At 61.5% G+C, this 21,521-nt stretch carries 21 protein-coding genes and 3 tRNA genes; 4 read left to right on the top strand and 20 right to left on the bottom strand.

Features of this window, described 5'->3' with window-relative positions:
- Positions 1-7: 7 nt before the first annotated feature.
- The 3 genes from argC to rplM all read right to left on the bottom strand — a co-directional run bounded on the left by argC (position 8) and on the right by rplM (position 2,133).
- Positions 8-940, bottom strand: a complete 933-nt coding sequence (gene argC, locus LH365_RS07635) for an N-acetyl-gamma-glutamyl-phosphate reductase (protein WP_226743071.1) — start codon at positions 938-940, stop codon at positions 8-10.
- Positions 941-1,171: 231 nt separating this feature from the next.
- On the bottom strand, positions 1,172-1,654 hold the full coding sequence (rpsI, locus tag LH365_RS07630) for a 30S ribosomal protein S9 (protein WP_107872440.1): 483 nt from the start codon (positions 1,652-1,654) through the stop codon (positions 1,172-1,174).
- A 2-nt stretch (positions 1,655-1,656) separates the two neighbouring features.
- A complete protein-coding gene (gene rplM, locus LH365_RS07625) occupies positions 1,657-2,133 on the bottom strand; it encodes a 50S ribosomal protein L13 (protein ID WP_107872438.1) in 477 nt (158 codons plus the stop codon).
- A gap of 274 nt (positions 2,134-2,407) precedes the next feature.
- Here rplM and LH365_RS07620 point away from each other — a divergent pair, with 274 nt between their 5' ends.
- Positions 2,408-3,844, top strand: a complete 1,437-nt coding sequence (locus tag LH365_RS07620; protein ID WP_226743070.1) for an alkaline phosphatase PhoX — start codon at positions 2,408-2,410, stop codon at positions 3,842-3,844.
- A 198-nt stretch (positions 3,845-4,042) separates the two neighbouring features.
- Here the strand turns inward: LH365_RS07620 and LH365_RS07615 are convergent, their stop codons facing one another.
- Positions 4,043-5,017, bottom strand: a complete 975-nt coding sequence (locus LH365_RS07615) for a COX15/CtaA family protein (protein WP_255606733.1) — start codon at positions 5,015-5,017, stop codon at positions 4,043-4,045.
- 235 nt (positions 5,018-5,252) lie between these two features.
- On the opposite strand from LH365_RS07615, the gene LH365_RS07610 reads away from it, so the two are divergent.
- Together LH365_RS07610 and LH365_RS07605 are read left to right on the top strand one after the other, a co-directional pair.
- Positions 5,253-5,522: a transglycosylase gene (locus tag LH365_RS07610; protein ID WP_226743068.1), complete on the top strand. Its 270-nt coding sequence runs from the start codon at positions 5,253-5,255 to the stop codon at positions 5,520-5,522.
- Positions 5,523-5,535: 13 nt separating this feature from the next.
- Entirely contained in the window at positions 5,536-5,769 is a 234-nt protein-coding gene (locus LH365_RS07605; protein WP_226743067.1) for a DUF2842 domain-containing protein, read from the top strand.
- A gap of 66 nt (positions 5,770-5,835) precedes the next feature.
- Here the strand turns inward: LH365_RS07605 and LH365_RS07600 are convergent, their stop codons facing one another.
- The 11 genes from LH365_RS07600 to LH365_RS07550 all read right to left on the bottom strand — a co-directional run bounded on the left by LH365_RS07600 (position 5,836) and on the right by LH365_RS07550 (position 12,919).
- Complete coding sequence (locus LH365_RS07600; RefSeq protein WP_226743066.1) at positions 5,836-6,198, bottom strand: hypothetical protein; 363 nt, start codon at positions 6,196-6,198, stop codon at positions 5,836-5,838.
- Between the two features lie 17 nt (positions 6,199-6,215).
- Entirely contained in the window at positions 6,216-6,734 is a 519-nt protein-coding gene (locus LH365_RS07595) for an ATPase (RefSeq protein WP_226743065.1), read from the bottom strand.
- 251 nt (positions 6,735-6,985) lie between these two features.
- Positions 6,986-7,062: transfer RNA gene (locus tag LH365_RS07590), tRNA-Pro, on the bottom strand.
- 89 nt (positions 7,063-7,151) lie between these two features.
- On the bottom strand, positions 7,152-7,640 hold the full coding sequence (locus LH365_RS07585; protein ID WP_226743064.1) for a DUF192 domain-containing protein: 489 nt from the start codon (positions 7,638-7,640) through the stop codon (positions 7,152-7,154).
- Complete coding sequence (locus tag LH365_RS07580; protein ID WP_226743063.1) at positions 7,627-8,385, bottom strand: glutaminyl-peptide cyclotransferase; 759 nt, start codon at positions 8,383-8,385, stop codon at positions 7,627-7,629. The genes LH365_RS07585 and LH365_RS07580 overlap by 14 nt, the downstream gene beginning before the upstream one ends.
- Before the next feature lie 173 nt (positions 8,386-8,558).
- Complete coding sequence (locus LH365_RS07575) at positions 8,559-9,119, bottom strand: cold-shock protein (protein WP_226743062.1); 561 nt, start codon at positions 9,117-9,119, stop codon at positions 8,559-8,561.
- Between the two features lie 261 nt (positions 9,120-9,380).
- Positions 9,381-9,455, bottom strand: a tRNA-Glu gene (locus LH365_RS07570).
- 26 nt (positions 9,456-9,481) lie between these two features.
- A tRNA-Glu gene (locus LH365_RS07565) sits at positions 9,482-9,556 on the bottom strand.
- A gap of 68 nt (positions 9,557-9,624) precedes the next feature.
- The gene (gene recJ / locus LH365_RS07560; protein WP_226743061.1) at positions 9,625-11,502 is read right to left on the bottom strand and encodes a single-stranded-DNA-specific exonuclease RecJ; all 1,878 of its coding nucleotides are present in this window, start codon (positions 11,500-11,502) and stop codon (positions 9,625-9,627) included.
- Between the two features lie 6 nt (positions 11,503-11,508).
- Positions 11,509-12,492 carry a class II fructose-bisphosphatase gene (gene glpX / locus LH365_RS07555; RefSeq protein WP_226743060.1) on the bottom strand — a complete coding sequence of 328 codons (984 nt, stop codon included), beginning with the start codon at positions 12,490-12,492 and terminating at the stop codon, positions 11,509-11,511.
- Positions 12,493-12,523: 31 nt separating this feature from the next.
- On the bottom strand, positions 12,524-12,919 hold the full coding sequence (locus LH365_RS07550) for a hypothetical protein (protein WP_226743059.1): 396 nt from the start codon (positions 12,917-12,919) through the stop codon (positions 12,524-12,526).
- 192 nt (positions 12,920-13,111) lie between these two features.
- On the opposite strand from LH365_RS07550, the gene phaC reads away from it, so the two are divergent.
- Positions 13,112-15,124, top strand: a complete 2,013-nt coding sequence (gene phaC, locus LH365_RS07545; RefSeq protein ID WP_226743058.1) for a class I poly(R)-hydroxyalkanoic acid synthase — start codon at positions 13,112-13,114, stop codon at positions 15,122-15,124.
- A 200-nt stretch (positions 15,125-15,324) separates the two neighbouring features.
- Here the strand turns inward: phaC and LH365_RS07540 are convergent, their stop codons facing one another.
- From LH365_RS07540 to LH365_RS07520, 5 genes are read right to left on the bottom strand one after another with little or no spacing between them, the layout of a single operon-like run.
- Positions 15,325-16,998, bottom strand: coding sequence for a ribonuclease J (locus LH365_RS07540; RefSeq protein ID WP_226743057.1), 1,674 nt, complete (start codon positions 16,996-16,998; stop codon positions 15,325-15,327).
- Complete coding sequence (locus tag LH365_RS07535; RefSeq protein WP_226745459.1) at positions 16,991-17,779, bottom strand: type III pantothenate kinase; 789 nt, start codon at positions 17,777-17,779, stop codon at positions 16,991-16,993. The genes LH365_RS07540 and LH365_RS07535 overlap by 8 nt, the downstream gene beginning before the upstream one ends.
- Positions 17,776-18,504, bottom strand: coding sequence for a biotin--[acetyl-CoA-carboxylase] ligase (locus tag LH365_RS07530; RefSeq protein WP_226743056.1), 729 nt, complete (start codon positions 18,502-18,504; stop codon positions 17,776-17,778). Before LH365_RS07530 ends, LH365_RS07535 begins: the two co-directional genes overlap by 4 nt.
- Positions 18,505-18,562: 58 nt before the next feature.
- Complete coding sequence (gene nuoN / locus LH365_RS07525; protein WP_226743055.1) at positions 18,563-19,996, bottom strand: NADH-quinone oxidoreductase subunit NuoN; 1,434 nt, start codon at positions 19,994-19,996, stop codon at positions 18,563-18,565.
- 11 nt (positions 19,997-20,007) lie between these two features.
- The gene (locus LH365_RS07520; RefSeq protein ID WP_226743054.1) at positions 20,008-21,510 is read right to left on the bottom strand and encodes an NADH-quinone oxidoreductase subunit M; all 1,503 of its coding nucleotides are present in this window, start codon (positions 21,508-21,510) and stop codon (positions 20,008-20,010) included.
- Positions 21,511-21,521 lie beyond the last annotated feature (11 nt).

The following is a 21,521-nucleotide window of genomic DNA, read 5'->3' as shown; positions in this document are numbered from 1 at the left end:
CCGGATATCAGAGAAGCCCGGCCGTCTCTTCGAGACCGAGTACGAGGTTGAGGTTCTGCACCGCCGCGCCCGACGCCCCCTTGCCGAGGTTATCGAACACCGCCACCAGATTGGCCGTATCGCCGTCTTCCTGACCGAAGACGTGGATCAGCAACTGGTTGGTGTCGCGCAAAGCGTCGCCGTTGACGGCGCCCGCCGCCGCCGTCTCTTCGGGAGACGCGACGCGCACGAACGGTTCGCCAGCGTAGTGCGCTGTGAGGATGTTGTAAATCGTCGGCAGATCCGGCGCATCGGGCAGCGCCCACAGGTGCAGCGGCACCTCGACGATCAGGCCCTGCGCAAAATTGGCGACGGTCGGCGAGAAGATCGGCGCGGTTTCCAGCCCGGCATAGAGCTGCATTTCCGGCAGATGCTTGTGCGTCAGGCCGGTGGCGTAGATGCGCTCACGCCCCTGCCCGCCTTCGAATTCGGCGATCATGGCCTTGCCGCCGCCGCTGTAGCCGGTCAGCGAGGTGGCCACCATGGGGAAGAAGGGCGGCAGCACGCCCAGTTCGACCAGAGGCCGCGTCAGGGCGATGAAGCCGGTCGCATGGCAGCCGGGATTGCTGATGCGCTTCGAAGCGCGGATCAGGTCGCGCTGCTCCTCGGTCATTTCCGGGAAACCATAGGTCCAGCCTTCGGCCACCCGGTGAGCGGTCGAGGCGTCGATAACGGCCACGTCAGGGTTTTCGATCAGGGCGACGGATTCCTTTGCCGCCTCGTCGGGCAGGCAAAGGATCACGGTGTCGGCGGCGTTCAGCGCTTCGCGGCGGGCATCGATGTCCTTGCGGCGATCATCGGCCAGGCGGATCAGTTCGATCTCCGGACGCTTTTCCAGCCGCTCGCGGATCTGCAGACCGGTGGTGCCGGCTTCGCCGTCGATGAAAACCTTATGAGACATGACTTTTCCTTTCCTCCTCCCCTGTTTACGGGGGAGGTGGCGGGCTTGTCCCGCCGGAGGGGGCATGACGAAGGCGGGATTGCCCCCTCCGTCATTTCGCTGCGCTCAATGCCACCTCCCCCGTAAACAGGGGAGGAGGATTTGCGCTGCGTTCTTACTTCCAAAACAGCCAAAGAAAAAGCGCTTCGGTTGCCCGAAGCGCTTTTCTGCATGAGTTTTTGGCTCGTGCGATTAACGCTTCGAGAACTGGAACGAACGGCGAGCCTTGGCGCGGCCGTACTTCTTACGCTCGACGACGCGCGAGTCGCGGGTCAGGAAGCCAGCGGCCTTCAGCGTCGAACGCAGGGCCGGCTCATAATAGGTCAGAGCCTTCGACAGGCCGTGACGGATGGCGCCGGCCTGACCCGACAGACCCGAACCGTGAACCGAGACGATGACGTCGAACTGCGTCGCGCGGTCGGTCAGGTTGAGCGGCTGAGCGATCATCATGCGCAGAACCGGACGAGCGAAGTAAACTTCCTGCTCGCGGTCATTGATGATCCACTTGCCCGAACCCGGCTTGATCCAGACGCGGGCGACGGCGTTCTTGCGCTTGCCGGTGGCATAGGCGCGGCCGTACTTGTCGAGCTGCTGAACGCGCTCGACCGGCGCATTTTCAGGGTTCGACGACAGGGAAGCGAGGGCTTCGAGGCCTTGAGCTTGAACTTCAGACATTCTTAGACGCTCCGGACGTTCTTGCGGCTCAGGGCCTTGAAGTCGACGACTTCCGGCGCTTGAGCTTCGTGGGGGTGCTCCGAACCCGCGTACAGACGCAGGTGGGTCATTTGGGCGCGAGCCAGCGGGGATTCCTTCGGCAGCATACGCTCGACGGCCTTCATCAGGACACGCTCAGGATACTTGCCGCCCAGGATCTGACCCATGGTGCGCTTCTTGACGCCGCCGGGGTGACCGGTGTGCCAGTAGAAGATCTTGTCGGCCAGCTTGTTGCCGGTGTAATGAACCTTGTCGACGTTGATGACGATGACATAGTCACCGGAATCGACGTGCGGGGTGTAGTCCGGCTTGTGTTTGCCGCGAAGACGCATGGCGATGAACGAAGCCAGACGGCCGACAACGGCGTCTTGGGCGTCGATCACGATCCACTTCTTCTCGACATTGGCGGGCTTGAGCGCCGCGGTCGCAGAGGTAAGCATGAGAGATTCCTTTGGTGAATCCGGGGATTTGAAGAGATGTTTCCTGCCGCGACAAACGCCACCACCGGAAAAGTCGGGAGCGTATAGACGAGGCAAATAGCCGCGTCAACAATTATTTTTATCAAAATTGAACGCAGGTATTTGTTTTTATTGATATTTTTGAATTAGGTATTAAATTACCCTATTCCCATGTCATAATTCTGTGCGCCCTCGCCTTTACAGGAAGCGTATTCGATTCCAAACGGTACACTTGCTTCCGTGTAAAGGTGTTTCCATGTCGCTGTCCCGCCGCACCCTTCTCTCCTCGTCGCTCGCCACCTCCGCCGCCTTCACCGGCATGGCCCTGTGGATCAGCAAGGCGGCCGCGGCGCACCGCATTACCGCCAATGCGCCGGACACCTATGTCAACCAGATCGAAGGCTACGGTCCGCTGGTGAAGGACCCAAACGGCATTGCCGATCTGCCGTCGGGCTTCTCGTACCAGATCTTCTCGCGTCAGGGCGAAACCATGAGCGACGGCCTGATCGTACCGGGCAAGCACGACGGCATGGCCTGTTTCCCGCACGGTCCGGACACCGTGCTTCTGGTGCGCAACCACGAAATCAAGCATACTCTGGCCAAGACCGGCCCCTTCGGCGCAAAGAACGAACTGTTCTCAAAGGTCGACACCGCCAAGGTCTACGACTTCGCGCCCGACGGTCGCCCGCTGCACGGCGGGACCACCACGATGATCTACAATGTCAAGGAACAGAAACTGGTCAGCCACCATCTGTCGCTGGTCGGCACCTCGACCAACTGCGCCGGCGGCCCGACCCCGTGGGGCTCGTGGCTGACCTGCGAGGAAACCTCGCAAAAGGCCCCGGACGGCGTCGGCAAGCACCACGGCTACGTCTTCGAAGTGCCGTCGCGCGCCGAAGGCCTGGTCAAGGCCGAGCCAATCAAGGGCATGGGCCGCTTCGACCACGAAGCCGTCGCCGTCGATCCCAAGACCGGCATCGTCTACCTCACCGAAGACGAAGGCGACTCGGTCTTCTATCGCTTCATTCCCAATGTGCCGGGCAAGCTGCTCGAAGGCGGCAAGCTGCAAGCCCTCGTCATCAAGGGCAAGCCGCACGCCCTCACCGACAACAAAGCCGCCATCTTCTGGCAGCAGGGCGACTGGTTCGAAACCGAATGGGTCGATCTCGACGACGTCGACAGCCCCAATAACGACCTGCGCAATCGCGGCCACGCCAGGGGCGCCGCTCAGTTCGCGCGCGCCGAAGGCATCTTCTTCGGCGAAGGCGAGCTGTACTTCACCTGCACTTCCGGCGGTCCCGGTGAAAACGGTCAGATCATGCGCTACGTGCCGAGCCTCTACGAAGGCACGGCGCAGGAAGGCCGCGCCCCCGGCCGCGTCCAGCTCTTCGCCGAGCCGAACAACGATCTCGTCTTCGACTATGTCGACAATATCGTCGTCTCGCCGCGCGGTCAGCTCTTCGCCTGCGAAGACCGCTATTCCGACACGCTGAAGAACCACCTCAAAATCATCACCCGCGACGGTAAGGTCGCCACCTTCGCCCGCAACACCGACCCGACCAACTCGGAATGGGCCGGCGTCTGCTTCTCACCCGACGGCTCGACCATGTTCGTCAACCTGCAAGCACCGGGCTGGACGCTGGCCATCACCGGGCCGTGGGATGATTTCAAGACGGATGCAGTGAAGGCTTAAGAGCGTAAGATTGTGGGGCCACGGGCCCCACACCCCCTAACCAGGCGCTCCAACGGCATAACTCATGCCTGTTGCACATGAAAAAAAGGGGCTTCGCCCCCATTAAGCACGCAACGACGCGCATACTAATCACCGTTGGAGCGCGGAGATGTATCGGGGTGCAGGGGTCTGCGGCCCCTGCGTCTCCCCTCTTAAAATCTAAAAATTCCGGCGGCGGAAATCGCGATCGGCGCGCGCGACCTTCCACATCAGCAGCGTCGCCAGAATCAGCAGCAGCACGGCCCCAAGCTGATGGAGCAGACCGAAGGCGATATGCACATTGGTCCACAGCGTCGCCACGCCGAGAGCGGCCTGACACCAGACCAATATGCCGAAAGCGGCGGCAATCAGGCGCATGCCGTCGTCCATGCAGCGCCGCCACAGCCACAGGACCAGAGCGGTCGTGTAGATCAGCAGGAAGTAGGCGTTAAAGCGGTGCAGGGCCTGCACCATGCCCTGATCGTGGATGAATACGTGCCACAGGCCCCTGGAATAGTCGACAAGCGGGAAAACGCGTCCGCCCATAAGCGGCCAGTCGTTGTAGACGAGACCGGCGTCGTTGCCGGCGACCAGAGCGCCCAGCATGGATTGCAGGAAGGTCAGACCGAACAGACCGATCACCGCGGCCTGCCAGCCGCCCGGCGCGCCGTGTCCGCGTGAATGACCGTCCAGGGCTTCGTTGGCGGTCCAAAGCGCGAAGATCATGATGATCAGCGCCAGACTGAGGTGCGTCATCAGGCGTTCGGGGGCGACATCGACGCGGTTGGCCAGTCCGGAATGGACCATCCACCAGCCGATCGCGCCCTGCACGCCGACAAGGCCCACCAGCACCGCGCAACGCCAGATAAGTCTTTGGGGAACAGCCTGTAGAAACAGAAAGACGACGAAGGGGATCAGCACGGCGGCGCCGATCAGACGACCCAGCAGGCGATGGCCCCATTCCCACCAGAAGATGCCCTTGAATTGATCAACCGTCATATTGGCGTTGACCTGTTTGAATTGGGGTATCTGCTGGTATTTGGCGAATTCTTCGGACCACTGGGCGTCGCTGAGCGGCGGCACGACGCCGTGCACCGGCTTCCATTCGGTAATCGACAGGCCTGATCCCGTCAGGCGCGTCGCACCGCCGACCATGACGATCAAAACGACCAGAGCGGCCACGATATAGAGCCAGATGGCCACGGAAGGAGATTTGAGTGGAAGCCTCACCGTTACGCCTCACTGAAAATAATTGTTGGGTACCGCCGGGCGGACCTGTTCAACTGCGGCGAAATAACCTGTAATAGGCTTTGCCCGTTCGCGCCGATTTGCCCACAGGGAGGGGTGAAATTCAAGCGATGAGCGACGTAAAATGCGAAAGGTTCCACAAATGAGTGTCCAGGACTGGATTCTGGCCGGTATGACGGGGTTCATTGTCGGCTGGATAGCCAACAACCTGACCAAGAGCCGCTACAGCGCGATCATCAATATGTTTGTGGGCATTTTCGGGGCAATCCTGATGACGTTTTTCATCCATATCCTCGATATTTATCCGGATCGCTTCTACACGACTCTCAGGGCTGCGGGGGCGGGTTCCGCCGGGCTTCTGGCGCTGTTTCACCTGACGCGCGCCATCGAAAAGGTGAATGTGAAGAAATGATTTGGGTAAAGACATGAGCGGGGATGCGGCAAAGAGCCTCAGCCTGCCGGTGCGGCGCGTGATCGCCTGCGTCGGCATCGTGCTGTTCTTGACGGTGTACGTCGTGATCATTTCCAGCATCGGTCAGAGACTGCCCGACAATCAGATCGTGCGGCTGCTGTTCTACGGCCTGTCCGGCATATTGTGGGGCATTCCGGTCTTGCCGATCATCAGTTGGTCAGAAAACTACAAGCGCAAGAAGCGTTAAGCGCAATCCGATAAAGTGGGCACCACTTTACGGAAGAATTGCGCGACCACTCTAACGCGCGAATCTTCACAGCTTGAGAAAATTATCGTCATCCGGATCCGGCGGAGGCTTGCCGACGTCAAAGCCGCTGGCAGCCCAGATCGTCCATACGATAAGCAACCCCAATCCGAGCCCGCAGATGACCGCGCGCGCTTCGACTGCCTTGGGGGCCTGCATGACCATCCAGCCCGCGGCCGTCACCAGCATGGCGGTGATCAGGACGTGCAGCAGAAGGCGCAGAAACCCGCCTTTCACCACGCCGGGGACGCCCAGCAGGAAGACAACAAACCCCGCGACGCCACAGCCCCAGACGACCCATTCCGGCCCGGTCAGGGGTCCGCGCAGGGGGGTGCAGCCGGTCAATGTCGAGATGATGGACAGTGTCAGCAATATTCCCCGGTCCGGCTTCATTTTGCTTCCGCCAAGACTTTTAGGCGACCGTATTGCTCACTCAGAACCCGGTCTACGGGACCGGCCCACTTATCCAACCCGCCTTTGGCGTAGCCGCCGACATCATAGGTGGCGGTCAGGGTCGTCACCCCATCCTTTTCCTTTAACGTGAGGTTCCAAAAGCCCGAAGCGCCGCTAAACTGCAACGGCCCTAGACCACCAAACAGCCGCAAGCCTTCACCCGGCTGAACCGACACGACGCGCATATGCTCGATCATGCCGCCCTTGGGCAGGGCCTCACAGTAGCAGCCGCCCGCCCGCGCCTCCAGCGACAGGTTGGCGGCGCTCCCTGACCTGGTATGCGAGGGACTCCACCACGCTTGCGGGCGGATCAGGGCGTCGTAGACGGTTTGGGCCGGGGCATTGATGGCGAGTTCGTGCTTGACCTCGAAACCGTGCGGCAAGGCTTCGACGATATCGGCATGCGCCGGCGCGGCTAGCAGACATAGAGCGGCAGTGATGAGATGGGTTTTCATGGCAATTTCCCCGGTTATTGGGGAGAATAGCGCGGAGTGAGGTCGGACGCATCTTACAAATAGGAAATGGGGTGACTCGTCCGCGTCAGGCGAGAGGATTGATTTCGCTTCGCTTCATCGCGTCTGCGCGTGATCATTATGCCTATGGCAAAAAGATCATCGCTGGCCGTCGAACCTCTTTTCGGTTGGAACCTTGCTCTGAACATCAAAAGAAAAGGGACTGCCCTAATGGGCAGTCCCTTTTCTTTTGATGGTCGGGGCGAGAGGATTCGAACCTCCGACCTGCTGCACCCAAAACAGCTGCGCTACCAGGCTGCGCTACACCCCGACACCCTGCCCGCAGGCAAGGCGCGCTTCATGCCACTTCGTCAGCGCTTCCGCAAGCCGTTTTCATCGAAGCCCACAGGACATGCTGAATTATTGCGGCATCGGCCCCTTGCCCTCGAAAAAGCGATGGGTGATGCGGTCGCCCTGTTTGATGCCCAGCACATCCGCCTGACCGCCATTGATTTCCAGAACCGCCACCGCCGGGCCGAACGAATGCAGCGGCGTTTCGTTCATCGGCAGGGTATTCTTCTGAATCGAAATCACCTCACCCGACTTCGAAATATAAATAATATCAAGCGGTATATGCGTATTCTTCATCCAGAAGGCCCGCTCGCGCGCATCGGGGAACAGGAACAGCATCCCCTGCCCTTCGGCAAGCGTGTCGCGGTTCATCAGGCCCACCTCGCGTTCCTGATCGTCGTCGGCGATTTCGACCTGAAACGCATGGGTTCCGGCCGACGACACCACCTGAAGCGGCTCCAGAGCGCTCTTTGCCGGCGCTCCCGGCTGGCAGGCCGCTAAAAGCAGCGCGAACGGCAGCATTTTCAATAGCTTGGTCATGGTTTTACCGGAAAACATAGGGTGCGCCGGTCGCCTTGTCGATCAGTTCGATCTCGAACAGGGCCGGCCAGTACTTGCCCGTCACCAGCAGGTGTTTAGACACCGGATCAAAGGCGATGCCATTGAGCACATCGATGCGCTTCGTGATGGCCGGCCCGTGCGACATCAGTCCGCTCAGGTCTATAATACCGTTGATGCGCCCGTCCCCGGGATCGATACGTACGATATAGTCCGTCTGCCAGACATTGGCGTAGACCTGCCCCTGTACATATTCCAGTTCATTGAGCATTTCGATCGGCTCGCCGCGCAGGGTCACCGGCACTTCGCGCGTGACCTTGAAGGTCTGCGGATCGAGAAAGCGCAGGCGGTCGGTGCCATCGCTGAGGATCAATTGCTTGCCGTCACCGGTCAGGCCCCAGCCTTCCCCCGTATAGGTATATTCCCCCTTCGCCGCGAAACTTTCGCGATCCCAGACGAAGGCCTTGCCATGCGTCCAGGTCAAACCGACGATGCTGTTGCCCCACGGCGCCACGCCCTCGGCAAAATAGGGGCGCTCGATATCGCGTTGGCGTTTAACCTTGCCGGTCTCCAGATCGACCTCGCGGATCGACGACGCCCCGGCCATGCCCGTGCTCTCGAACAGACGCCCGTTCAGCATGAACAGGCCCTGCGTGAAGGCGTCAGGATCGTGCGGGTGTACCTTGACCACCCGATAGCCGTACCGCGCGACCGTTTCCGCCGGAGTGGCTGCCTTCGCCGCCACCTGCGCGTACACGGTTGCAAAAGGCGCAAGAGCCAGACACAGTGAAAACCCAACGGCCCTGAACACAGCCCTCACCGGACTCTCCCGTGCAAAGAAAACGGAGGTGAGAAACCTCACCTCCGTCGGAAATTCGTCGGATCCAATGGCCGTTTCAAGGCCATTCTTCAACCGTATCAGACCAGAGCCTTGGGCTGAACTTCGGTCACCACCAGACCCTTGGGGCCTTCGCCGAAGCGGACCATCAGGGTGTCGCCCTGCTGAACGTCTTCGAGACCGAAACGGCGCAGGGTTTCGATATGGATGAAGATGTCGGTCGGATCGTTGCCGCGTACGACAAAGCCGTAACCCTTGGTACGGTTGAACCACTTGATGGTCGCCGCTTCCAGATCGCCAATCGTCGCCTGGACATTATGGGTCGAACGCACCGACGACGGGTCGCGCGCCTCACGCACAGGGCCGGTGCCGGTTTCTTCGAGGGCGTCGATCTGAATCACCTGCCAGCCCTTGGCGCGTTTGGCAATCTTGCATTCGATCGCTGCACCTTCGTGGGCCATGTCACGCCCCATGTCGCGCAAAGCGGATACGTGCAGCAGGACATCGCGCATGCTGGTCAAATCGGGGGATTGCGGAACGATGAAGCCGTAACCTTTGCCGGCATCGAACCATTTCACACGACCGGAAATGGCCTTAACGTCTTCCGCCTCGCTATTCTTTCCGTAATCGTACAAACTCATATTCCTCACCAAGCCCACAAACAAACTACCATGCGAGCGCAACTATAACATGGATATTTTTAAATGGGCAGCGCCAATGCGCCACTGCCCCTCTCTTTTTTGAGAGGATAAGCGAAAAAATCGCTTATTGCGAGTAAAAAAGTGGTATTTTCTTCTTCTCGCGCAGCGTGTGGCTGCATATTGCCGAATTGACACAGTAACCCGGCCTGGGGTCAGGCGCTATGTAATACACGTTTCCGGGGAAAAATTCGCGAACGACGGTGGCAGTCCCTAGGGGAGTCGAACCCCTCTTTTCAGGTTGAAAACCTGACGTCCTAACCGATAGACGAAGGGACCGCATGTGCGTCGCATATAGTCCTGACTGGCAGTCCCTAGGGGAGTCGAACCCCTCTTTTCAGGTTGAAAACCTGACGTCCTAACCGATAGACGAAGGGACCGCGTCAAGAGGTGCGCTTGATAGCGTCACGGATTGTTCGTTGCAAGCGCTATTTTCGGCAATATCGCGTCAACTTGTGAATATGTGCGCGATATCCTCGATTTCGAACTGCACGCCGTTGCGGCCCATATAGTCATCGGGTTTCAGACGGCCCGCCACATGAATCGCGCCGGCCGGATTGAGCAGCGCCGCCCCCACGGCGGTATCCTGCGCGCGCCAGGCGATGGCCTTGAGCCGCTTGCCGCTTTCATCGATCAGGTCGCAGCGCACATGCCCGCCTTTAAGCGCGGAGGCGTAGCCGACCCGCATCCCGGGCAGGACGAACATCGGCTCGGGATTGCCCTGTCCGAACGGCGCCATAATCTCGAAACGGTCGAGCAGGGCCCGCGTGCAGGTGGCCGCACTCAGGGCCGCGTCAATTTCCAGACGGTCCTTGCGGTCGGCCTCTACGGTGGAATTGGCGACGTGAGCATTGAGGAAGGCGCGCAGTTCGTCGATACGCCCGGCATCGATGCTCAGCCCCGCGGCCATGGCGTGCCCGCCGCCCGACAGAAGCAAACCGCTCTCGAAGGCCGCCGTGACCCCCTGCCCCAGATTGATCCCGGCCTGCGAACGGCCCGACCCCTTGCCGATGCCCGTCACCGGATCGATACCGATGACGATGACCGGCTTGTGCCAGCGTTCGCGCAGACGCCCCGCCACTATGCCGATAACGCCGGGGTGCCAGTCTTCGTGGGCGACGATAATGACGTGGTCGTCGGCGGTGACCAGCCCCCTGGCATCAGCAATGGCCAGCGCCTGCTCCTGTACGGCGGCCTCGACATCGCGCCGCGTCTTGTTGAGGTCGTCCAGTTCCTGCGCCAGCGCCGCCGCTTCGTCCGCATCGTCGGTGGACAACAGCCGCACGCCCAGATCGGCGCGGCCGATACGTCCGCCGGCATTGATACGCGGCCCCAGCACGAAACCCGAATGGAACACCCCCATTAAAGTATTCTGGGCCCTGGCCGCGTCCTTGGGCTCGCCGCCGGCGACCTGCATCAGGGCCCGGATGCCGGGATTTTCCAGCCGCGACATGACCTTGAGACCCTGCGCCGCCAGCGCGCGGTTGAAGCCGCTGAGCGCCGTCACATCGCAGATGGCGCCCAGTGCGGCCAGATCGAGCCATTTGGTCAGGTCGGGCCGCGGACGATCGGCGAAAAGACCGCGCTTTTCGGCCTCGCGGTTGAGCGCCGCCAGCACCACGAACACCACACCCGCGGCCGCCAGATTGCCCTGGGCCGAGGTGCAGCCCGGACGGTTGGGATTGACGACCGCGCGGCATTTCGGCGGGTCTTCGCGCATGATGTGGTGATCGATCACCACCACTTCGAGGCCGATGCGCGCGGCATAGTCCAGCGCCCGGTGGGCCGAGGCCCCGCAATCGACGGTGATGACCAGATCCGCCCCCTCGGCCTTGAGGCGGTCGAAAGCCTTTTCCGACGGTCCATAGCCTTCCAGCATCCGGTCGGGCACATAGACGCTCAGTTCGTGGCCCATGTGGCGGAACCAACGCACCAGTTGCGCTGCCGATGTGGCTCCGTCCACGTCGTAATCGGCGAAGACATAGATCTTCTGTTTGGCCTGAAGCGCGTCGAGAATGGCCGTCACCGCCTGCGGCATGTCCATAAAGCCGTCCGGATCTGGGAACAGGGCCTTGAGCGTTGGACGCAGATAATCCTCCAGCCCCGCCGCCGTCACGCCACGTCCGGCGATAGACCGCGCCACCGGCTCGACAAAGGCCTCCTCCATCAGGCCCTTGAGCGCGATCTGCTGACTGATCTGGCGCAGTTCGTGATGGCCGACGCGCTGGCTGTCGCGCCGATCCACCCACAACCGTCCTGTGACCGAGCTGTCTACCCCCAGAAAGGGCGTCAGATCGGTCGGGTCGTGGCGGGGATCATCGGGCATTGGACATCACGGATTGAGGGGACGACGCATATAGAGTTTACGGATAGTCTGAGTCCGCGAAATCATCACCAGACTTTCGGTGCTGATGAAGACGTCACCGCTCGGCGTCATCTCCTTGTGCACCCCGTCCAGCAGCGCGCCGGGCGTGACGCCGGTGGCGACGAAGACGACATCCGACGACACCAGTTCGTTCAGGCTGTATTTACGGTCGAAATCGGTAATGCCCAGACGCTGGGCGCGCTGGCGCTCATCGTCGTTACGGAAGACCAGCCGGCCCTGGAACTGTCCGCCGACGCATTTCAGCGCCGCCGCCGCCAGCACGCCTTCGGGCGCGCCGCCCGATCCCAGATAGATGTCGATGCCGGTTTCGGGTTGCGCCGTATGAAAGACGCCCGCGACATCGCCATCGGTGATCAGATACACGCGCGCCCCGGCCTTGCGCAGCGAGGCGATGATGCGGTCGTGACGCGGACGATCCAGCACGCAGGCGACGATTTCCGACACGTCCACGCCCTTGGCGGCGGCCAAGACCTTCACATTCTCTTCCGGGCTGGCGTCGAGATCGACCACGCCTTCGGGGTAACCCGGCCCGATGGCGATCTTGTCCATATAGGTGTCCGGCGCGTGCAGCAGACCGCCGCGCGGCGCAAAGGCCACCACGGTCAGGGCATTGTTCATCGCCTTGGCGGCGAGCGTCGTGCCTTCCAGCGGATCGAGCGCGATATCGATAGCCGGGCCCTTACCCGTGCCTACCGTCTCGCCGATGAACAGCATCGGGGCCTCGTCGCGCTCGCCTTCGCCGATGACGATGCGGCCGTCCATCTCGATGGCGTTCAGCGCCGAGCGCATGGCGTCCACCGCCGCCTGATCCGCCGCCTTCTCGTCGCCCTTGCCGATCCAGCCGTGCGCCGCGATCGCGGCCTCTTCGGCTACGCGAACGATTTCAAGGCCAAGGTCGAAACCCGCTTGGGCGAAACCCGTCTGAGACATACTCAATTCCCTGTCGTCTTGTATTTTTGATTTATTTCGCCACGGGGGGCGGCGTAGCCCGCGCGCGCAGACGCGCGGCCATGGTTTCGGTGGCGGCGTTGTCCACGCCGGTCTCAACCGGTGCGCCCAGTACGGGGTCGATCTTCGCCTTGGCCGACGCGGCCATGGCGTCGGGCTCTTTCAACTCCCACGGGAGCGCATCGGCGGTCCGCTGAAGATTGACGGCCGTCGCCTTGAGCGCGACCACCTGCTGCCTGATCTGTGCCGGCGTCGGCACATCGGTCGGCGGCGGCGGAAACTGCGACCATTTCGGAAAATCGTCATAGACGCGCGGAGCGCCGACATCCTGAGCCGAAGCGGGCACAGCGAAAGCCCCCAGTACAAGACCGGGCAAGAGGATCGTTTTGATCGCTGACCGCTTATTCATGGCGAGGCTCCGCAGGCGAAGGCGTCCGATGGTCGAAAAACCGGGCCAGATCAAGAGCAAACTTTGTCCGGCCTGAACAGCCCTAAAACACGTCATAACGCGATGTTGCACATTATACAGCGAAAATTGTGGCGCAAAGCCGCCTGAAGCGGGTTAGAAAAAACACCGAGGACGCGACTCGCGGAGGGCCCCATGACTGAAAAAGCGACCGAGAAAACCGTTTCCAAGGCGAAAACCCGCAAGGCCGTTCCGCCGAAAAAGCGCGACGTGGCCGCAGAAGCCCCTGCTCCGGTCAAGGCCCCGCCTCCTAAAAAGCCAGCCGCCAAACCCGCCCCGAAAGCGGCGCCGCCCGTGGAAAAACCCGCGGCCGGTCGATCTCAGCACAACGCTCACGCCGGCCCCGATCCGGAACGCGCCTTCGATGCCGAGCAGATGAAAGCGATGGAGGACCTGTCGATCAATCTCGCCAAGGCCGCCATCACCGCCCAGACCGCCCTGGCGACCGCGGTCCTCAAACAACCCGACTTCAATGGCGGGACCAATGGCGACCCGTTTCAGGTCGGCCCCGCCATGACCAGCGTCATGACTTCGCTGGCCCAGAACCCGGAAAAGGTCATCGAGGCCCAGACCGACCTGATGACCGGTTACATGTCGTTGTGGGCCGAAATGACCCGCCGCACGCTGGGCGTCGAAACCGAAGAAGACACCAGCCCCAGGGACAAGCGTTTCGCCGACCCGCGCTGGCAGCAGAATCTCGTCTTCGACATGATGCGCAAATCGTATCTGCTGTCCTCGACCTGGCTCAACAACCTCGTCTCGTCAGTCGAAGGCGTCGATCCGTTGCACAAACGCCGCGCCGAATTTTTCACGAAACTGGTTACCGACGCCTTCTCGCCGTCCAACTTCCTGCTGTCCAACCCTGCGGCGCTCGACACCCTGATCGCATCGAACGGCGAAAGCCTCGTCAAGGGGATGCAGAAGTTCGCCGACGATCTGGCGCGCGGCGACGGCAAGCTGAAAATCTCTCAGGCCGACTACGCCCACTTCAAGGTCGGCGAAAACGTCGCCACGACGCCGGGCAAGGTCGTATGGCGCGGCCCGCTGTTCGAACTTTTGCAATTTAATCCGACTACGGACGAAGTGCGCGAAACGCCGCTGCTCATCTTCCCGCCGTGGATCAACAAATACTATATTCTCGACCTGCAATCGAAAAACTCACTGATCAAGTGGCTGACCGATCAGGGCTTTTCCGTCTTCGTCGTCTCGTGGGTCAATCCCGGCGCCGAACTGAAGGACGTCACCTTCGAAGACTATATGTTCGGCGGCATCCACAAGGCCGTGTCGCTGGTCCGCGAACAGACCGGCGCGCCCAAGGTCAATACGGTCGGCTACTGCATCGGCGGCACGCTTCTGGGCGTGGCGCTGGCCCATATGGCGGCCAAGGGCGACGACAGCGTCTCGTCCGCCACCTTCTTCACCGCCCAGCACGATTTTTCCGAAGCCGGGGACCTGCTCCTCTTCACCAACGAAAGCTGGCTGAAAGAGCTTGAGCGTCAGATGGACGCCGCCGGTGGCGTCCTGCCCGGCGCCGCCATGGCCGACACCTTCAATTCACTCCGCGCCAACGACCTCGTCTGGTCCTTCTTCGTCAACAACTACCTGATGGGCAAGGACCTGACCGCCTTCGATCTCCTGTGCTGGAATGCCGACCAGACGCGGATGCCCAAGGCGCTGCACATGTACTATCTGCGCAAATTCTATAACGAGAACGCCCTCTCTCAGGGCAAGCTCACTATCGGCGGCGTCGATATAGACCTGAAAAACGTCAAGATTCCCGTCTTCGAACAGTCCGGCCGCGAAGACCATATCGCCCCGCCCGGTTCGGTGTTCAAATCCGCACGTCTGTTCGGCGGCCCCGTCACCTTCGTCATGGCGGGCTCCGGCCACATCGCCGGCGTCGTCAACCCGCCCGCCGCCCAGAAGTACCAGCACTGGATCAACGAACTGAGTAATGCCAGGGGCTTGCCCGAAACACTTGAGGCCTGGCAAAAAGACGCCGTCGAGCACAAGGGCTCGTGGTGGGAATACTGGGCCCAATGGCTGCACGATAAGTCCGGCCCGATGGTCGCCGCCCGCGATCCGTCCAAGGGCAAGTTCAAGCCGGATATGGACGCGCCGGGCTCTTATGTGATGGTGAAATCGTAGATTTAAAGCCTTGAAGATCGTGGGGCCACAGGCCCCACACCCCCTGAGCGGGCGCGTAAATGGCGCAGTCAGTGCGCATTGGGCATGAAAAAGGGGGGCTTCGCCCCCATTAAACCTGCCCGTCACGCGCACAACCCCTACCGTTTGCGCACGAACATATCGGGGGTGCAGGGGCCCGTGGCCCCTGCGTCTTTCACACTTTACAACCTCAGAATAATCGTCTCGACGATCGGTCTCCGGCCCCAGGTATTTTGCGCGGCCTTTTTCAGTACGCGCGCCACGGCGGTTTCGACGGTCTGATCGTCGTCGCGCTCTTCGCGGGACAGCTTCTGCACGGCCTTTTCGGCGATATCGCACAGCTTTTCCAACTGATCGGAAATGCTGTCCTCGTCTTCGAAGGCCAGACCCAGCCCACGTACCTCGACGTAAGACGCCAACTGGTTCTTGCTGCTCAGGGCGAAAGAGACAAACAGCATGCCGTTATGGGCGGCGTGGCGGCGTTCGCGCAGGGCTTCGGAGGCTTCGGGGACCAACATACCGCCGTCGACGAACAGACGGCCCGAAGGCACTTCGTCGATGATTTCGGGCTTGCCGGGCGCGAGGCGCACCATGTCGCCATTGCGCAGCACGACCTGTTCGGGGATGCCGATTTCGGCGGCCAGAGCGGCGTGCTTTTGCAGGTGGCGGCGCTCACCGTGGGTTGGAATGGCAATCCTGGGGCGGGCCCAGGCATACATCTGCTTCAGTTCGTCGCGGCACGGGTGGCCGGAGACGTGAATGCCGGGGTGATCCTTCTCGGTATGGATTTCCACGCCGAGATCCGACAGGCGGTTCTGCAGGCTGCGGATACCGATTTCGTTCCCGGGAATGACGCGCGAGGAGAAGATGCAGGAATCGCCGGCACCCAGGCGCACCAGCGGGTGGTTGCCATCGGCGATGCGCGACAGGGCGGCGCGCGGTTCGCCTTGCGAACCGGTGCAGAGATAGAGGACTTCGGTGTCCTTCATCTTGGCGGCGTCGGCTTCGGAGACGAATTCCTGGATGCCCTTCATCAGGCCGACCGCCTTGGCCGCGGCCGACATGCGGTGCATCGAGCGACCCACGAGGCAGACCGAACGGCCGCAGGCTTCGGCGGCACGGATGACGCTGTCCATCCGCGCGACGTTCGAGGCGAAGCAGGCCACGGCGACGCGACCCTTCAGTGTACGGATGACTTGTTCAAGCGCGACCTTCACATCGGCTTCGGAACCCGCCTGCCCGTCCACGAAGACGTTGGTCGAGTCGCAGACCATGGCCAGCACGCCCTCATCGCCCAGCGCCATGATGGCGCTGATGTCGGTGGGCTTACCGGTGATGGGGTCCGGATCGATCTTCCAGTCGCCGGTGTGCAGGACGGTGCCAAGCGGAGTCCGGATGGCCAGCCCGTTGGGCTCCGGGATCGAGTGGGTGATGGTGATATAGTCGACCTCGAACGGCCCCAGATGCACCTTGCCACCCAGCGGCACCTCGGTCAGATCAAAGTTTTCGACCCCGGCCTCGCGCAGCTTTTCGCGGATCAGGAAGGCGGTGAAGGGCGTGGCGTAGAGCGGCGCCTTAATACGGTCCCACAGCCAGCCAAGCGCCCCGATATGGTCTTCGTGGGCGTGGGTCAGGATGACGCCCAGAATCTCCTCGCCTTCGAGGAATTTGGGATCGGGCACGATGACTTCGATACCGGGCGTGGTCAGGTCGCCGAAGGTCACACCTACATCGACCAGAATCCATTTGCGGTCATGCTCCGGCCCGAAGCCGTAGGCATTGAGGTTCATACCGATTTCGTTCGAGCCGCCCAGCGGCAGAAACACCAGTTCGTCTTGGTTCTTGTTCTTACTCATTTTTCTTTTTGTTTAAGAGGGTACGCTGATAGATTTCGAGCAGACCCCGCAGCGTAAGATCGGGATCGAAATGATGGATGCGGTCGGTCGCGCCTTCGAACAGCGACGCAACGCCGCCGGTCGCCACGACCGTCATGGGTTGACCGTATTCGGCCTGAATCTTGTCGGTCAGATATTCGATAAGGCCCATATAGCCCCAGAAAATGCCCGATTGCATGGCGCTGACCGTGTCCTTGCCGATATAGTGCGCCGGGCGCTCGATCGCAATGCGCGGCAGCTTGGCCGCGGCCTGATGCAGGGCCTGAACCGACAGATTGATGCCGGGCGCGATAGCCGTGCCTTCCAGCGCGCCGTCGGCCGCCACCACGTCGAAGGTCGTCGCCGTGCCGGAATCGATGACGATCAGCGGCCCGCCGTACTTGATCCACGCGCCGACCGTGTTGACCAGACGGTCCGCCCCGGCCTCTGACGGTTTGTCGATGCGGACCTGGATGCCGAGGTGGGTATTGTCGCCGATGACATAGGGCGTTTTCTGAAAATATCGCTGGGCCAGCTTGCGCAAGTTGAACAGGGACTGCGGCACGACCGATGAGATGATGCAGTCCTCGATCTGGCTGAAGTCGAGACCGTTCATCTGAAGGAGCTGATAGAGCCAGACGGCGTATTCATCGGCCGTGCGCGTCGATTCCGTCGCCGTGCGCCATTGCGCGCGCCAGTTCTCACCGTCGTGCACGGCGAACAGCGTGTTGGTATTGCCCTGTTCGATGGCAAGCAGCATCAGGCCTCCGGATACTTGACGGAACCGCTGGCGATCGCATGGATCTTGCCGTCCTGGTCCCTGACGCGCAGTGCGCCGAATTCATCAAGGCCGAGAATCGTCCCCGTCAGGGCCTGATCGTTCTGCTCTATCAGACAGGCGCGATCACGGCCATAGGCCTGATCCCACCACTGGGCGGCTGTGACTTCAAAACCATTCTTCAGCCATTCCGCCAGTCGTTGCGTCAGCGCTGCGTCGAGCGCTTTCAACACGGTTTCGAGTGTCCGGGGTCGGTCGGTCAGGGCATTGACCGCTGCCGTGCCATAGGTCTGCACATCGGGCGCCTCGGCCACATTGACGCCGATGCCGATGACGATGCCCAGCCCGTCGTCGAGGCTTTCGCTCTGGACGAGGATGCCGCCCAGCTTGCGCCCATTATACAGCACGTCATTGGGCCATTTGATCTTCAGCGGATCGGGGGCGCTCAACAGGGGGCGGATCGTGTCGGTAACCGCCAGAGCCGTCACGAAGGACAGTTGGGTCACCCGCCGCATCTCGACCGGTAGCACGCCGTACCAGGACGCCATCAGATTGCCTGACGGTCCGTCCCACTGACGCCCCATGCGTCCCTGCCCCGCCGTTTGCCGCTCCGCGCGTATCCAGCGCGGGCCGCGATCCCCCGCCCGCAGCCGGTTTAAGGCTTCGGTTTGGGTCGATGGCAGGGCGTCGTAAAGGTCGATAAGGGTCATAAAAGAAATGCAGGGGTCTAAGACCCCTGCACCCCGGAAGTTAGATTAAGCCACAGGCTCAGTTCAGGCCGAAACTCTTGACCGCCGTTTCGGCCAGCGGATAGAGGCCCGACAGGACGAAGGCCGCGATCGGGAAGGCGAAGGCCGCCGCCGCATAGGCGATCCACTTGGCTTCGAACGGCGCCTTGTCCAGTTCGCCCTTGTCACCATCGAACCACATCACCTTGATGATGCGCAGATAGTAGAAGGCCGCGATGACCGAAGCCACCAGACCCGCCACGGCAAAGCCCCAATAGCCGGCTTCCAGCGCCGCGCCGAAGACGAAGAACTTTCCCCAGAAGCCCGAGAAGGGCGGCATCCCCAGCACCGACAGGGCCAGCACCGTGATGGCGATGGTCAGCTTCATGTCGACCTTGGACAGGCCGGCCAGATCATCGATCTTGCTGACGGCGATGCCCTTGCGCGACAAAGCGATCTGCGCCGAGAACAGGCCCAGCGTATCGACCATATACAGGACCGAGAACAGCAGCAGCGCCATGACGCCCTTGTCCGTACCGGCAGCCAGAGCCAGCATGGCGTACCCCATATTGGCGATCGACGAATAGGCCAGCAGGCGCTTGAAATCCTTCTGCATCAGGCCGCCAAGGCCGCCGATCAGGAAGGACAGCACCGCAATAGCCAGCAGAACCTGCGCCCATTGCTCGTGCAGACCGGCAAAGGCGTCGTTCAGTACGCGGGCCAGCAGGACAAGAGCCGCGAACTTGGGCGCACCGGCGAACAGGGCCACGACCGGAGTCGGGGCGCCTTCGTAGACGTCCGGCGTCCACATGTGGAACGGCGCGGCGGAGACCTTGAAGGCCAGACCGGCGATGACGAAGACCAGACCGAAGATCAGGCCGACCTGCATATTGGACTGGGCCGAAGCGGCGATGGCGTCGAAATTCATCGAACCGGCAAAGCCGTAGACCAGCGAGATACCGTAGAGCAGCAGACCCGAAGACAGCGAACCGAGCACGAAATACTTCAGGCCGGCTTCCGAACCCCTGGCGTCGTCGCGGCGGAAGGACGCCATGACGTAGGCGGCCAGCGAGTTCAGTTCGAGGCCGACATAGAGCGCGATCAGATCGCCCGCCGACACCATCATGCTCATGCCGATGGCCGACAGGGTGACGAGGATCGGGAATTCAAAGCGGTTGTTGTTCTGACGCTCGAAATAGCCGCGCGCCAGCACGATAACCAGGGCCGAGGCGATATAGATGAAGGTCTTGGCGAAGTTGGCCACGCCGTCGGCGATGAACGAACCGTTGAAGACCTTGCCATGACCGTTGAAGGCGGCAGCAAAGGCCGCCGCGATCAGGGCCGCACCGCACAGCGCCGCGACCGAGCCCGCCGACTTGTCACCGCGCAGCGCCCCGTAGACGAGGATGCCGAGCACGGAGACCGCCAGGATCAGTTCCGGAAGGGCCAGATGAAGAGCCGATGTCAAATCCATATTAGGCGCTCCTATCCGCCGATGACAGCGCGGTACGTCGCCACGACGGCGTCCACGCTGGCGGTGGTAAAGTCAAATACAAAGGCCGGATAGACACCCAGCAGCAGCGTCCCCGCGATCAAGGGCGCAAAGATGATCTTCTCGCGCAGGGTCAGGTCCGGATGGCCTTTGAGCTGCGCGTTGGTCACTTCGCCGTACATCACCCGCTTGAACAGGGTCAGGGCGTACATGGCCGACAGGATGACGCCGGTGGCCGCGACCAGCGCCGCCCAGGTCGAGGCCTGATAGAGGCCCGTCATGGTCAGGATTTCGCCGACGAAGCCCGACGTGCCCGGCAGGCCGACATTGGCCATAGTGAACAGCAGGAAGACGAAGGCAAAGTGCGGCATCAGCTTGGTCAGACCGCCGTAGAAGGCGATTTCACGCGTGTGCCAGCGGTCGTAGACCACGCCGACGCAGAGGAAGAGCGCGCCGGAAATGAAGCCGTGCGAGATCATCTGATAGACCGCGCCCTGCACGCCCGCCTGATTGCCGGCGAAGATACCCATGGTCACGAAGCCCATGTGGGCGACCGACGAATAGGCGATGAGCTTCTTGATGTCGGTCTGACGGAAGGCGATCAGCGAGGTGACGACGATGGCGATGACCGACAAGGCCAGCACGAACGGCGTGAACATTTCGGACGCGTGCGGGAACATCGGCAGGTTGAAGCGGATGAAACCGTAGCCGCCGAGCTTCAGCAGGATACCGGCCAGCATGACCGAGCCCGCCGTCGGGGCCTGAACGTGGGCGTCCGGCAGCCAGGTGTGCACCGGCCACATCGGCATCTTCACCGCGAACGAGGCGAAGAAGGCGAACCACAGCCACGGCTGGGCGGCCTGCGAGAAGGCGTAGGTCGACAGCGTCGGGATGTCCGAAGTGCCCGCAACGCCGACCATGTACAGCATGGCCGCCAGCATCAGCACGGACCCCAGCAGGGTATAGAGGAAGAACTTGTACGCCGCGTAGATACGGTCCTTGCCGCCCCAGATGCCGATGATGAGGAACATCGGAACCAGACCGCCTTCAAAGAAGACGTAGAAGAGGAACAGGTCAAGCGCAGTGAACACGCCGATGACCAGCGTTTCCAGCACGAGGAAGGCGATCATGTATTCGACGAGGCGTGTCTTGACCGAGTCCCACGAGGCCAGAATGCACAGCGGCATGAGCAGCGCGGTCAGAGCCACAAACAGGACCGAGATACCGTCGACGCCCATATGGTAGTTCAGGAAGCTGAACCACTGGACCTTTTCGACGAACTGATAGTCGGTCGTGGTGCGGTCGAACCCGGCCAGCAGGATGACGGTCAGGGCCAGAGTGGCCAGCGTCGTCCACAGGGCGATCCACCTGGCGTTACGCTCGATGACGGCCGTATCGTCCTTGCGCGACGCCCACTTGACGCCGAGGATAGCCAGCGCCCCCACCAGAGGCAGGAAGGTGATCAGGCTGAGAAGATTGGGGATTACCGGTGACATAGTTTAAGCTC

The organism is Asticcacaulis sp. AND118 (genome assembly GCF_020535245.1).
Classification (GTDB): Bacteria; Pseudomonadota; Alphaproteobacteria; order Caulobacterales; family Caulobacteraceae; genus Asticcacaulis.
The sequence above is the reverse complement of the archived record's forward strand: the minus strand, read 5'-3'. Positions and strand labels throughout refer to the sequence as shown.